Annotated in this window: 16 protein-coding genes and 3 pseudogenes; 11 read left to right on the plus strand and 8 right to left on the minus strand. The window is 61.5% G+C overall.

The features are described 5' to 3' along the window. Both EN932_RS16465 and hutC read left to right on the plus strand, forming a co-directional pair. A pseudogene (locus EN932_RS16465) lies at positions 1 to 282 on the plus strand (formimidoylglutamate deiminase); the annotation flags it as partial. Further along, on the plus strand, positions 279 to 1,016 hold the full coding sequence (gene hutC, locus EN932_RS16470; RefSeq protein ID WP_082826433.1) for a histidine utilization repressor: 738 nt from the start codon (positions 279 to 281) through the stop codon (positions 1,014 to 1,016). The pseudogene EN932_RS16465 and the gene hutC, both read left to right, overlap by 4 nt. A gap of 45 nt (positions 1,017 to 1,061) precedes the next feature. On the opposite strand, the gene EN932_RS16475 is transcribed toward hutC, so the two are convergent. Next, entirely contained in the window at positions 1,062 to 1,406 is a 345-nt protein-coding gene (locus tag EN932_RS16475) for a RidA family protein (RefSeq protein ID WP_013532306.1), read from the minus strand. Between the two features lie 226 nt (positions 1,407 to 1,632). Between EN932_RS16475 and aztA the strand changes: the two genes are divergently transcribed. From aztA to EN932_RS16495, 4 genes are all read left to right on the plus strand, one after another. Further along, positions 1,633 to 2,439, plus strand: coding sequence for a zinc ABC transporter ATP-binding protein AztA (gene aztA, locus EN932_RS16480; protein WP_127369791.1), 807 nt, complete (start codon positions 1,633 to 1,635; stop codon positions 2,437 to 2,439). Then, positions 2,439 to 3,314 carry a zinc ABC transporter permease AztB gene (aztB, locus tag EN932_RS16485; protein WP_127369792.1) on the plus strand — a complete coding sequence of 292 codons (876 nt, stop codon included), beginning with the start codon at positions 2,439 to 2,441 and terminating at the stop codon, positions 3,312 to 3,314. Before aztA ends, aztB begins: the two co-directional genes overlap by 1 nt. A 27-nt stretch (positions 3,315 to 3,341) precedes the next feature. Next, positions 3,342 to 4,283 carry a zinc ABC transporter substrate-binding protein AztC gene (gene aztC / locus EN932_RS16490; RefSeq protein WP_013532309.1) on the plus strand — a complete coding sequence of 314 codons (942 nt, stop codon included), beginning with the start codon at positions 3,342 to 3,344 and terminating at the stop codon, positions 4,281 to 4,283. 150 nt (positions 4,284 to 4,433) lie between these two features. Then, the gene (locus EN932_RS16495; protein ID WP_127384542.1) at positions 4,434 to 4,772 is read left to right on the plus strand and encodes a TIGR01244 family sulfur transferase; all 339 of its coding nucleotides are present in this window, start codon (positions 4,434 to 4,436) and stop codon (positions 4,770 to 4,772) included. Positions 4,773 to 4,849: 77 nt separating this feature from the next. Here EN932_RS16495 and EN932_RS16500 read toward each other — a convergent pair whose 3' ends face one another. Continuing rightward, a complete protein-coding gene (locus EN932_RS16500; RefSeq protein WP_127370171.1) occupies positions 4,850 to 5,317 on the minus strand; it encodes an Lrp/AsnC family transcriptional regulator in 468 nt (155 codons plus the stop codon). Between the two features lie 138 nt (positions 5,318 to 5,455). Between EN932_RS16500 and hppD the strand changes: the two genes are divergently transcribed. The 3 genes from hppD to EN932_RS16515 all read left to right on the plus strand — a co-directional run bounded on the left by hppD (position 5,456) and on the right by EN932_RS16515 (position 7,229). Next, positions 5,456 to 6,568: a 4-hydroxyphenylpyruvate dioxygenase gene (hppD, locus tag EN932_RS16505; RefSeq protein ID WP_128337948.1), complete on the plus strand. Its 1,113-nt coding sequence runs from the start codon at positions 5,456 to 5,458 to the stop codon at positions 6,566 to 6,568. 62 nt (positions 6,569 to 6,630) lie between these two features. Then, positions 6,631 to 6,858 carry a type II toxin-antitoxin system prevent-host-death family antitoxin gene (locus EN932_RS16510; protein ID WP_013532313.1) on the plus strand — a complete coding sequence of 76 codons (228 nt, stop codon included), beginning with the start codon at positions 6,631 to 6,633 and terminating at the stop codon, positions 6,856 to 6,858. After that, entirely contained in the window at positions 6,855 to 7,229 is a 375-nt protein-coding gene (locus EN932_RS16515) for a type II toxin-antitoxin system VapC family toxin (protein ID WP_013532314.1), read from the plus strand. Before EN932_RS16510 ends, EN932_RS16515 begins: the two co-directional genes overlap by 4 nt. 27 nt (positions 7,230 to 7,256) lie before the next feature. Here the strand turns inward: EN932_RS16515 and EN932_RS38935 are convergent. The 5 genes and pseudogenes from EN932_RS38935 to hmgA form a co-directional block, all read right to left on the minus strand. Then, a pseudogene (locus EN932_RS38935) lies at positions 7,257 to 7,352 on the minus strand (damage-inducible protein DinB); the annotation flags it as partial. Positions 7,353 to 7,356: 4 nt separating this feature from the next. Further along, positions 7,357 to 7,644, minus strand: coding sequence for a hypothetical protein (locus tag EN932_RS16525; protein WP_127384541.1), 288 nt, complete (start codon positions 7,642 to 7,644; stop codon positions 7,357 to 7,359). Positions 7,645 to 7,648: 4 nt separating this feature from the next. Further along, complete coding sequence (locus EN932_RS16530; protein WP_013532316.1) at positions 7,649 to 8,662, minus strand: fumarylacetoacetate hydrolase family protein; 1,014 nt, start codon at positions 8,660 to 8,662, stop codon at positions 7,649 to 7,651. Beyond that, entirely contained in the window at positions 8,659 to 9,546 is an 888-nt protein-coding gene (locus EN932_RS16535) for an MBL fold metallo-hydrolase (protein ID WP_064995500.1), read from the minus strand. The genes EN932_RS16530 and EN932_RS16535 overlap by 4 nt, the downstream gene beginning before the upstream one ends. 11 nt (positions 9,547 to 9,557) lie before the next feature. Continuing rightward, complete coding sequence (hmgA, locus tag EN932_RS16540; protein ID WP_128368918.1) at positions 9,558 to 10,871, minus strand: homogentisate 1,2-dioxygenase; 1,314 nt, start codon at positions 10,869 to 10,871, stop codon at positions 9,558 to 9,560. Between the two features lie 87 nt (positions 10,872 to 10,958). Between hmgA and EN932_RS16545 the strand changes: the two genes are divergently transcribed. Both EN932_RS16545 and EN932_RS16550 read left to right on the plus strand, forming a co-directional pair. After that, complete coding sequence (locus EN932_RS16545) at positions 10,959 to 11,432, plus strand: MarR family transcriptional regulator (RefSeq protein ID WP_024505603.1); 474 nt, start codon at positions 10,959 to 10,961, stop codon at positions 11,430 to 11,432. Positions 11,433 to 11,576: 144 nt separating this feature from the next. Then, entirely contained in the window at positions 11,577 to 12,083 is a 507-nt protein-coding gene (locus EN932_RS16550) for a DUF2380 domain-containing protein (RefSeq protein ID WP_013532320.1), read from the plus strand. 8 nt (positions 12,084 to 12,091) lie between these two features. Here the strand turns inward: EN932_RS16550 and tdh are convergent. Then, a pseudogene (gene tdh / locus EN932_RS16555) lies at positions 12,092 to 12,339 on the minus strand (L-threonine 3-dehydrogenase); the annotation flags it as partial.

Below are 12,339 nucleotides of genomic sequence, written 5' to 3' on the forward strand. Positions count from 1 at the left end.
CTGTTCGACGCCGCGCTCGACGGTGGCAGCGTCGCGCTTGGCGCCGGTGCTTCCGCGATCGCCGTCGGCGCATCCGCCGATCTTGTCTCGCTCGATCCCAAAAATCCCTCGCTGGCCGGCAAGACCGGCGACGCGATCCTCGACGCCTGGATCTTCGCCAATGGCAGCAAGGTCGACTGCGTCTGGGTGCATGGCCGCAAACAGGTCAGCGGCGGCAGGCATGTGAAGCGAGAGGCCATCGCTGAGCGTTTTCGCAACGTGATGACGGCGCTTTCGGCATGAGCATGGCCGGCACTGTGGAGGCGGAAGGCGGCGGCTCGCTGCACCAGCGCATCCTCTCCGACATCAGCGAGAAAATCCTGTCCGGCGCCTGGGCGCCCGGTCATCGCATCCCGTTCGAGCATGAGTTGAGCGTGCAATACAATTGCTCGCGCATGACGGTGAACAAGGCGCTGTCGCAGCTTGCCAAGGCCGGACTGATCGAGCGCCGCCGCCGCTCAGGCAGCTTTGTGCGCCGGCCGCAGTCGCAGGCCGCGGTGCTGGAAATCCACGATATCCGCATCGAGGTCGAAGCGCTCGGCCTGCCCTATCGCTACGAGCGCGTCGCCCGACACAAAAGGCGCAGCAGCGCCGGGGATCGCGCGCTGCTGGAGCTGGGCGTGGCCGGACCGGTGCTGGCGCTGGAGTGCGGTCATTTCGCCGGCGAGCGGCCGTTCGCGCATGAACAGCGGCTGATCAATCTCACCGCCGTGCCCGAGGCAGCGGACGAGGAATTCGTGGCCACCGCACCAGGACCATGGCTGATTGGCCGCGTGCCGTGGAGCGAAGCCGAGCACCGGATTCGCGCTGTCGCCGCCGACAGGCATATCGCGGCTGCACTCGATATAGAAACGGGTGCGCCCTGCCTGGTGGTCGAGCGACGGACGTGGAGCGCCGAGCACCCGGTCACCCATGTGCGCTTCACCTACGCGGCCGAGAGCCACACGCTGGTGGCGAGGTTCAGGCCGCAGGGGTGAGGCTGATCTCCCCCCACGTGGGGGGAGATTGGCAGCTTCAACGCCTCAAATCGCAGCGGTAATAATAATCTCGACCAGATATTCCGGGGCGGCGAGCTTTGCTTCGCCGGTGGCGCGGGCCGGCGTGTTGCCCTGCGGCACCCACTTGTCCCATTCCGCGTTCATCTCGGCAAAGGTGCTCATGTCGGCCAGCCAGATGATCGCCTGCAGGATCTTGGTCTTGTCGGAGCCAGCCTTGGCCAGCAATTCGTCGACAGCCGCCAGGATGTCCCTGGTCTGCGAAGCGACATTGCCGGTTGGCTGGCCGACCTGACCAGCCAGATAGACGGTATTGCCATGGATGACGATCTGGCTCATGCGCGGGCCGACATCGATGCGACGAATGCTCATTGGATGGTTCCTTCCTGTGGCGGTTGCGCTTCTTTAGAGTCGCGACCGGCTTGGGGCAAGGTCGCCAGGTCGAATCCCCTTGGGCCAACGGCATATGATACGCACACACGGCAAGTTGACCCTGCGGCCGCAATTCCGCCGGATTGGCTTGTTGACTAATGTAATAACATCACATATCCAATCGGCCGCTGGCAGCAGCCGGATTTCGCCGCCTACGGATCGCAGAATGACAAATACCTGCCTGACATTCCGCGACCTGACGCTTGGCTACGGCAGCCATCCGGCGATCCATCATCTCGACGGCACCATCCGGAAGGGCTCGTTGACCGCTGTGGTCGGCGCCAACGGCTCCGGCAAATCGACGCTGATGAAAGGCATTGTCGGCGTCCTGAAGCCCATGGCCGGCGAGGTTATCCGCGCGCCCGGTGTACGTGCCGCCTATCTGCCGCAGCAATCGGAGCTCGACCGCTCCTTTCCGGCACGGGTGGTGGATCTGGTTTCGCTCGGCCTGTGGCCACGGCGCGGCCTGCTTGGCCGCTACACCAGGGAAGATCGCGATGACGTCAGCAAGGCGCTGATGGCGGTCGGCCTCGGCGGCTTCGAGAAGCGGCCGATCGACACGCTGTCGGGCGGCCAGTTGCAGCGCACGCTGTTTGCGCGGGTCCTGCTGCAGGACGCCGACCTCATCCTGCTCGACGAACCCTTCAACGCCGTCGACGCCAAGACGGTCGGCGACCTCATTGCGCTGATCAAGCACTGGCATGGCGAGGAACGCACCATCATGGTCGTCGTCCACGATCTGGATCTGGTGCGGCAGAATTTCCCCGAAACGCTGCTTCTGGCCCGCCAGCCGATCGCCTGGGGCGAAACCCGGGAAACGCTGAAGCCTGAAAATCTGTTGCGCGCCCGCCGTTTTCACGAGGCCTGGGAAGAAAATGCACCCTGGTGCGAGCCGGGCGAGGACGCTCATGGTCACGATCACCATGGCCACGATCACGATCACCAACATGGCGTCGGACCGAGGGCTGCTTGATGGACATGCTTTACGGCCTTGTCATCGCGCCCTTCGCCGATTTCGCCTTCATGCAGCGGGCGTTGATCGGTTCGCTGATGCTGTCACTCGGCGCCTGCCCGATCGGCGTCTTCCTGATGCTGCGGCGCATGAGCCTGTCGGGCGACGCCATGGCGCACGCAATCCTGCCCGGTGCAGCCGCCGGCTTCCTGTTCTATGGGCTGGAAATCCTGCCGATGACCATCGGCGGCCTGATCGCCGGCGTCATCGTCGCGCTCGGCGCCGGCGCCGTCTCGCGTTTCACCATCCAGCGCGAAGACGCCTCGATGGCGGCTTTCTACCTGATTTCGCTCGCCATCGGCGTGCTGATGGTGTCGATCCGCGGTTCCAGCGTCGATCTCATGCATGTGCTGTTCGGCACCGTGCTGGCGCTCAATGACGAGGCCCTGACGCTGATCGGCGGCATCGTCACGGTGACGCTGGTCAGCCTCGCCATCTTCTGGCGGGCGCTGGTCGCCGAATGCCTCGACCCGCTGTTCCTGCGCTCGGTCAGCCGGCTCGGCAGCCCGGTGCATTTCATCTTCCTCGGCCTTGTCGTACTCAACCTCGTCGGCGGCTTCCAGGCGCTCGGCACGCTTCTGTCGGTTGGGCTGATGATGCTGCCGGCCGCGGCCGCCCGCTTCTGGACGGTTCGCGTCGAGCCGATGTGCGTGCTGGCCGTACTGATCGGCTTCGCATCCTGCGTCGCCGGGCTGCTTTTGTCCTATCACGCCTCGCTGCCATCCGGCCCGGCCATCATCCTGTCGGCCGGCGTCGTCTATTTCGCCTCGATCCTATTCGGCACGCGCGGCATCCTGCGCGCGCGCATCATCCATCACCGTCACAGAACGGCCTGATCCCCGCCCCTAGAAGGAGACCCCTCTATGCTGAAATCCATCCATGCTGCCCTGGCGATGAGCGTTATAACATTAACCGCCTTTGGCGCATCGTCGGCCTTCGCGGCACCGCTGAAAGTGGTCGCCAGCTTCACCGTCATTGCCGATTTCGCCAAAAATGTCGGCGGCGACCGCATCGATGTCACCACCATCGTCGGGCCGGATGGCGATGCCCATGTCTACGAGCCGAGCCCGGCCGATGCGGTGGCCATGGCCAAGGCCGACATCGTGCTGGTCAACGGCCTGCATTTCGAAGGTTTTCTGCAGCGGCTGGTCGATGCCAGTGCCACCAAGGCCTCGATCATCACCTTGACCAAGGGCGTGACGCCGATCGATTTCAAGCCTGAATTCGCCGATGCCGACGCGGCCGAAGGTGCCGGCACCGGCGGCGGCAAGACGGTCACCGATCCCCACGCATTCCAGTCGATTGCCAACGCCAGGATCTATGTGAAGAACATCGCCGAGGCTTTCTGCGCGGCCGATTCGGAAGGCTGCGTCAGCTACCAGACCAATGCCGCCGCCTACACCAAGAAGCTTGATGCGGTCGAAGGTGAAGTGAAAGCGGCAATTGCCTCGATCCCGGAGAGCAAGCGCGTCGTCATCACCTCGCACGACGCCTTCGGCTATTTCGAACATGCATACGGCCTGACCTTCCTCGCCCCGCAAGGGGTGTCGACCGACTCCGAACCATCCGCCGCAGACGTTGCCAAGCTGGTCAATCAGGTGAAGCAGGACAAGGCGGCTGCGATCTTCGTCGAGAACATCACCAACCCGCGCCTGATCGAGCAGATCGCCAGCGAAACCGGCATCAAGGTCGGCGGCACGCTCTATTCGGACGCGCTGTCGCAGCCCGACGGCCCGGCCGCGACCTATATCGATATGATGCACAACAACATCCGTCAGATCAAAGGCGCTATTCTCGGCAGCTGAGTTTGAAGGATCGTCCAGCCGGGCCGCATCGGCCCGGTTGGATTTTCTGGCACGCAATGTCTATTTGGCAGAGAAATCCTTCGGCACGGATTGCCGCCCATGTCGGGGAGTGGCAAGACTGCCACCTGACCAGTTTGCGAGGATGCTGCCATGGAATACCGCGAAATCAGCGAGGACTATTCGGTTTCGGGCCAGATCCAGCCCGAAGACGTCGCCGCCATCAAGAAAGCCGGCTTCAAGAGCATCATCTGCAACCGGCCCGATGACGAACAGCCGGGCCAGCCTTCTGCCGACACCGTCGGGGCAGCGGTCGAAGCTGCAGGCCTCGCCTTCCGCTACATTCCGGTGATCAGCGGCCAGATCACGGCCGAGAATGTCGAGGATCAGGCCGAAGCGCTCGAGGAACTCGACGGCCCGGTCTTCGCCTATTGCCGTTCCGGCGCCCGCTGCACCAATCTCTATGGACTGATCCAGCAGTCGAAGGGTTGAACGGCCCTTCCGTCATTAGGCTGGCGATCCTTCACACCCCCTCTGGCCTGCCGACGTATCAATGATATCCGCTCAGATTAAATCGGCAGCGCGCCGGTTTCCTTCAGCGTCTCCAGCACGATCGCCGTCTTCACGTGCTGCACGGATTCGTGCGGCAGTAGCACGCCGTTGACGAATTCCGACAATGATTTGAGATCCGGCGTCACCACTTTCAGGATGTAGTCCATCTCGCCGGTCAGCGCGTGCGCTTCCTGCACTTCGGGCAGCCGCGCCACCAGTTCGCTGAAGCGCCTTGCATTGTCGCGATTGTGGGTGGCGAGCGTGACCGAAATGACGCTGACCAGGGAAAAACCGAGCTTGTCGCGGTCGAGAACGGCGCGATAGCCCCTGATGAAGCCGTCCTCCTCCAGCCGCTGACGGCGGCGCGAGCATTGCGACGCCGACAGGTTCACCCGCTCCGAAAGATCGTTGTTGGTCAGCCGCGCATCACCCTGCAACAGTGCCATTATCTTGCGGTCGAACTGGTCAATGCGCGCCTCATCCATGGCTTTCCCCCACATCATGCACGCTTCACGCATGACATCATCATTTCAAGCGTTTGAATGCAAGCACCGTGCGCCTCCTCCGCGTTATCATCGTGTCAAATCGCCTTTTCAGGCCAGGCCAGCTTTCGGAGGAATATTATGGGTCCCTTCCCGTACGACGCCCCGCCCGCCAGGATCAGCAAGGACAACCCGGCCGGCACCGATGGGTTCGAGTTCGTCGAATTCGCGCATCCGGAGCCGCAAAAGCTGGCTGAGCTGTTCACCCGCATGGGCTATGTCGCGGTGGCCAAGCACCGCACGAAGGACATCACCGTCTGGCGCCAGGGCGACATCAACTATGTCGTCAATGCCGAACCCGGCTCGCATGCGATGAAGTTCGTCGACAAGCACGGCCCTTGCGCCGCCTCGATGGCCTGGCGGGTGGTCGACGCCAAACACGCCTTCGATCATGCCGTTGCCAAGGGTGCCACACCTTACGAAGGTGCCGACAAGGCGCTGGACGTGCCGGCGATCGTGGGCATTGGCGGCTCGCTGCTCTATTTCATCGAGACCTACGGCAAGAAGGGCTCGGCCTATGACGCCGAGTTCGAGTGGCTGGGTGCGCGCGACCCGCGGCCGGAAGGCGTCGGCTTCTACTATCTCGATCACCTGACCCACAATGTCTATCGCGGCCAGATGGACAAATGGTGGGATTTCTACCGCAACCTGTTCGGCTTCAAGCAGATCCATTTCTTCGACATCGATGGCAAGATCACCGGCCTGGTCAGCCGCGCCATCACCTCGCCCTGCGGCAAGATCCGCATTCCGCTCAACGAGTCCAAGGACGAGACCAGCCAGATCGCCGAGTACCTGAAGAAGTACAATGGCGAAGGCATCCAGCACATCGCCGTCGGCACCGACGAAATCTACGAGGCCACCGACAAGCTCGCCGCCAACGGGCTGAAGTTCATGCCCGGCCCGCCTGAAACCTACTACGATATGTCGTATGACCGCGTGAATGGCCATGACGAACCGATCGAGCGGATGAAGAAGCACGGCATCCTGATCGACGGCGAAGGCGTAGTCGACGGCGGCATGACCAAGATCCTGCTGCAGATTTTTTCGAAAACCGTGATCGGCCCAATCTTCTTCGAGTTCATCCAGCGCAAGGGCGACGAAGGTTTTGGCGAAGGCAATTTCCGCGCGCTGTTCGAATCGATCGAGCAGGATCAGATCAAGCGTGGCGTGATCAAGGTTCAGGCGGCGGAATAGCCATCGAACTCACTTGCGGCCCGGCCAATTATGACCTAAATTCTGGTCATAAGAGGTCATCTATGAATATCCCCATGGCAAAAGCGAAGGCTCAGCTTTCCGAATTGGTGAAACGTGCCCAGGCTGGCGAAGAGATCCATCTGACCCGACATGGAGAGGTTGTCGCAACCTTGAGCGCTCCCGTTCGGGCTGGTGGGAGCAAAGGCTTGCTTGGCGCCCTGAAAGGCCAGATTTGGATATCGGATGATTTTGATGAACTCGGTCCCGAATGGGACGAGTATATTAAATGAGCCGCAGATATCTGGTCGATACCCATATTCTGCTTTGGGTACTCAACGCCGATTCACGTCTTTCGGATCATCATCGCGATATCTTTCTCACAGGCAAGGATGTGATCGTCAGCGCCGTCTCGGTGGCCGAGATCGCCATCAAGAAATCGCTCGGCAAAGTGACGCTCACAGGCGACATCGTGGACATCCTGCGATCGAACGGGATTCCGATTCTCGGCGTAAACGAACTACACGCGGCGAGACTTGAACATCTGCCGCTTCACCACCGCGATCCCTTCGACCGCCTGCTTATTGCGCAGACCCAAATTGAAGGCCTGACGTTGGTCTCCGCGGATCGGCAATTTTCAGCCTATGACGTCGTATTGGCCTGATCGCCCAAGCCCAGCCGCTTGACCTCTTTCGCCGGGCTGAAGGGACAATACCGCGCGGTAGAGTCGGTCGTTCGACCAGAGATTGTTGCCGGCCATGCTGCGCGGGTAGTCGGGCAGGCTCATCACGTCATCCGGTTGACCGCGACAGATACAAGCCCGCCCACATAACGACAAATCCAGCAAGAACGATCAGCAGCAACCAGTTCATACGCCGACGCATGCTCTGCGTTTCCGCGTCCCGCGCGACGTCCATGTTGGTGATGGTGTGGAACATCATCGCCTTGCGCGGAAAGCCGCTGCGGTTGGTCAGGTCGGGCGATCGCGCCTCGATGCGATAGCTCAGCCGGATCGCCTGGATGAAGACCGCCAGTATGGCGAGTGCCCAGACACCAGCAAGCAGATAGCCCCCCGTCATGCCCTCACCTCTCGTATTTCTCGACCTTCTGTTCGATGGCGCCGAAGATCGAATGCCCGGTTTTGTCCTTCATCTCGATGCGCACCGTGTCGCCGAAGCGCAGGAACGGCGTTTTGGGTTCGCCCGACACAATGGTTTCGATCATGCGCAGTTCGGCGATGCAGGAATAGCCGGCGCCACCGGCCGAGACAGGCTTGCCCGGCCCGCCGTCTAGCTTGTTGGAGACGGTGCCGGAACCGATGATCGTGCCGGCGGCCAATGGCCGTGTCCTTGCTGCATGAACGATCAGCGCAGGAAAGTCGAAGGTCATGTCGATACCGGCATTGGCGCGGCCGAACGGCTTGCCGTTGAGATCGGCAAGCAGCGGCAGGCTGACCTTGCCGCCGTCCCAGGCATCACCCAGTTCGTCCGGCGTCACAGCGACCGGCGAAAACGCCGAGGACGGCTTTGATTGGAAAAAACCGAAACCTTTCTCCAGTTCCGGTCCGGTGAGCGCGCGCAACGTAACGTCGTTGACCAGCATGACCAGTCGGATCGCTGCCTTTGCTTCTTCGAGGCTTGCACCCATCGGCACATCGTCGACGATGACAGCGACCTCGCCCTCCATGTCGATGCCGAAGGCTTCGTCAGCCGTGCGGATCGGATCACGTGGCGGAATGAAAGAATCCGAGCCGCCCTGGTAGATCAGCGGGTCGGTCCAGAAGCTCGCCGGCATCTCGGCGCCGCGCGCTTTGCGCACCAGCTCGACATGGTTCACGTAAGCCGAGCCATCGGCCCATTGATAGGCACGCGGCAGCGGCGAATGGGCGTCATGTTCGTGGAAGCGCTCCGCCGGCATCGCATTGTTCTCAAGCGATTCCGCTATTGTCGCGAGATGCGGGGCGATGCGCCGCCAGTCGTCGAGCGCCGCCTGCAGCGTGCGAACCAGGAACGAGGCGTCGGTGAAGCGTGTCAGGTCGCGCGAGACGACGACGAGTTTCCCGTCGCGCGTCCCGTCCTTCAATGTGGCAAGCTTCATGCGGTTTCCTCTCCTGCTGCAGCTTTGGCGCTGCTTAAGCCCACAACAAGACCGTCGCGGGCGATCGTCAAGTCGCCGTTCCAAGTTTTCCTGACAGCGGCAGTCCAGTCGGCCTCGCCTATCAAAGAATCGTCGGCCGGAATAAGGTGGTTGAGCACCAATCTCTTCACGCCGGCATCGCTTGCGATGCTGCCGGCCTCTTCGGCAAAGCTGTGGCTGGCGAGCAGATGCTCTCTGAGGCGCGCACCATTGCCGGTCCTGGCCACCAGTCGCTCGATGCCCTCTTCCAGCATTGCCTCGTGGACGAGGATGTCGGCGCCTCGGGCAAAATCGGCGAGCGGCGGATAAAAGGCCGTATCGGCGGAGAACACGACGCTTTTGGCGCCATGCTCGAAGCGCAGCGCAAAACAATCGGTCACCGGCGGATGCTCGACGCGCAGCGCCGAAACCGTCAAGCCGCCCTGCGCGACCACCTGGCCTTCGCCGAATTCGCCGATCGACACCAGATCGCGAATATCCGGCCGGCCTTCGTCAACGATGCGGATCTCGATGTCGAACTCCATCGCCTGGCAAAAGCGCCGCCAGTAATGACCGGTGCCGGGCGGGCCGAACACGCCGACGGGCGTCGCGAGGCCCGCCGTCCAGGCGGTGTGGATCAGCGGCCCCAGTTCCAGCACATGGTCGGAGTGCAGATGCGTGATGAAGATCAGGTCGAGCGACTTCAGGCTGATGCCGGCATCGACCAGACCACGCGTCACGCCAAGGCCGCAGTCGACGACGATGCTGCGGCCGCCGATCTGCAGCAGCGACGAACTCGGCCATGGACCACCCGGCCGCAATGCCGGGCCACCCTTCGAGCCCAAAAGCACCAGCCGATCCGGCATTGGCTCGGTGATCAAGACCAGTCGCCCTCGGGCGTGCCGTTGAAACGCTTCTTCAGGTCGGCCCAGCAGTCGATGTAGTTGTCCTGCCGGGTTTCGAGCTCGGCGCCGTAGCGGGTCAGCATCTGCGGAAATCGGGTCTCGAACATGAAGGCCATGGTGTTGTCGAGCTTGACCGGTTTCAGCTCCGCGCGCGAGGCCTTTTCAAAGCCAGGCGCATCCGGCCCATGGGCCAGCATCAGATTGTGCAGGCTGATGCCGCCAGGCACAAAGCCTTCTTCCTTGGCGTCGTACTGGCCGTGGATCAGGCCCATGAACTCGCTCATGATGTTGCGGTGGTACCAGGGCGGCCGGAAGGTATCTTCGGTCACCAGCCAGCGCGGCGGAAAGATGACGAAGTCGATGTTGGCCGTGCCCTCCTCGCCGCTCGGCGCGGTCAGCACCGTGAAGATCGACGGGTCGGGATGGTCGAACAAAAGCGCTCCGACCGGTGAAAAGGTCGCCAGATCATATTTGTAGGGCCCATAGTTGCCGTGCCAGGCAACGACATCGAGCGGCGAATGGCCGATCTCGGTGACATGGAAATTGCCGCACCATTTCACGATCAGCCGGCACGGCGTTTCCTTCTCCTCGAACCATGCGCCAGGCGTCTTGAAATCGCGTGGGTTGGCCAGGCAATTGGCGCCGATCGGGCCGCGATCGGGCAGCGTCAGCTTGGCGCCGTAGTTCTCACAGACGTAGCCGCGCACTTCGGCGTCGACCAGCTCGACCTTGAAGACCAGACCGCGTGGCAACACCGCGATCTCGCCGGGCCGCAGCTCAATGACGCCCATCTCGGTGACGAAGCGCAATGCGCCGACTTGCGGCACGACCAGCAACTCGCCGTCGGCATTGAAAAAATGATCGTCCGCCATCGAGGTGTTGGCGACATAGACATGCGCCGCCATGCCGGTCTGCCCGAGCACGTCGCCAGCGGTTGTGATGCTGCGCATACCGGCGATGAAATCGGTCGGCTCCTTCGGCATCGGCACCGGGTTCCAGCGATACTGGCCGAGCGCCAGTTCATGATCGCCGACATTGGGCGCACTCTTCCACAAGGGATAGCTCGCCGCCTTGAAGCGGCCGGTGTGCTTGACGCTCGGCCGGATGCGGTAGAGCCAGGACCGCTCATTGGTGCCGCGCGGCGCGGTGAAGGGCGAGCCTGAAAGCTGCTCGGCATAGAGGCCGTAGGCCGGCCGCTGCGGCGAATTCCGTCCCTGCGGCAACGAGCCGGGCAGCGTCTCGGTCTCAAAATCGTTGCCGAAGCCCGGCATATAGGAAAAGGCCATTGCTTCCTCCCGAAATGGATATCAATTGACCAAACTGGTTTCATTTGTAACCATCGAAAATGTAACCATCAATGGCGGCTTTGAAAAATGGCGATCAGGAGCGAAGCGTCCGACGCGGCTGAAATTCTCAATCTGGAAAACTTCCTGCCCTACCGGCTCTACCGGCTTGCCGACGCCGTCAGCCGCGAATTTTCGAGGATATACAAGGACAGCCATGGCCTGACGCGGCCGGAATGGCGCACCCTTTCGGGGCTGGGGCAGCATGGAACGATGACTGCGACCGAACTCGGCGAGCAATCGGCTATGCACAAGACCAAGGTTTCACGCGCCGTGGCTGAACTCGAGCGGCGGCGCTGGTTGATGCGGACACCTGATGAGAAAGATCGCCGTATCGAACATCTGACGCTGACCGGAACGGGGCTTGCCGCCTATCGCGAGATGGTGCCGCTGGCGAAGGCGTTCGAACGGGATTTGCTGGCAAGGCTCAGCGCTGAAGAGCGCACGGCGATCACCAGCGGACTGGCTGCATTGGAGACCAGTCTGGTCCCGAGCAAGAGTTAGTCCAAGATCAAGCCAATCACTCTGAACGACGGAGTTCGAGCGAGACTGCGTGGAAACTCCCGAAGCATAGCATTGCTTTCGATTTAATCGTGATTTGCGTTGTCAGGCCGCATATAATGCCCATCATACCGACAGGAGGATACGATGAGCATTCGCACATTAAGTGTCCTGGTGACGCTGCTTGTAGGCACCTGCACATTTGCGCAGGCGCAGCAGACAAAGCCGATGTCGATCGAAGTGTTCCCTTTCGAATTGGAGGACAAGAGCGCCGGGGCGGGAATAATTCCCCCGGATGAATATGACAGGCGCTATCTGTCGGAATCAGCACAAGTTGCTAAGGACATGCTCTCCCAGTCTGGGCGTTTTACAGTAATTGATGTGCCGGCGAGGGATACACAGGCTGCGGCGCCGCACGGATTGCGCAACTGCGCTGGTTGTGAAGGCCCGATTGCCAAGGAGCACGGCGCGTCGCTTGCCTTGCTTGGCGTCGTAACGCGCGTCAACCGAACAGAACATACTATGTTCATTCGCATCCTTGACGCCGAAACCGGGAAACATGTTTCGGAGGGGTTTACCGATCTTCGCATGGGAGCGAACTACGCGTGGCCCCGCTCCGTGAAATGGCTGATGAAAAACAGAATTCTGCGTTAGGGCGGCATCTACCAATCCATCACCACCTTGCCGGAACTGCCGCTGCGCATTGCATCGAAGCCGGCTTGGAAATCGTCGATGCCGATGCGGTGCGTGATAAGCCCGGAAACATCCAGCGGCCCCTGCACCAGCGCGATCATCTTGTACCAGGTCTCGAACATCTCGCGGCCATAGATGCCTTTGAGATGCAGCATCTTGAAGATGACCTTGTTCCAGTCGATCTCGAAGCCGGTCGGCGCGATGCCCAGAATGGCGA

Source organism: Mesorhizobium sp. M7A.F.Ca.US.002.01.1.1, from assembly GCF_004022955.1.
Lineage (GTDB): Bacteria > Pseudomonadota > Alphaproteobacteria > Rhizobiales > Rhizobiaceae > Mesorhizobium > Mesorhizobium ciceri.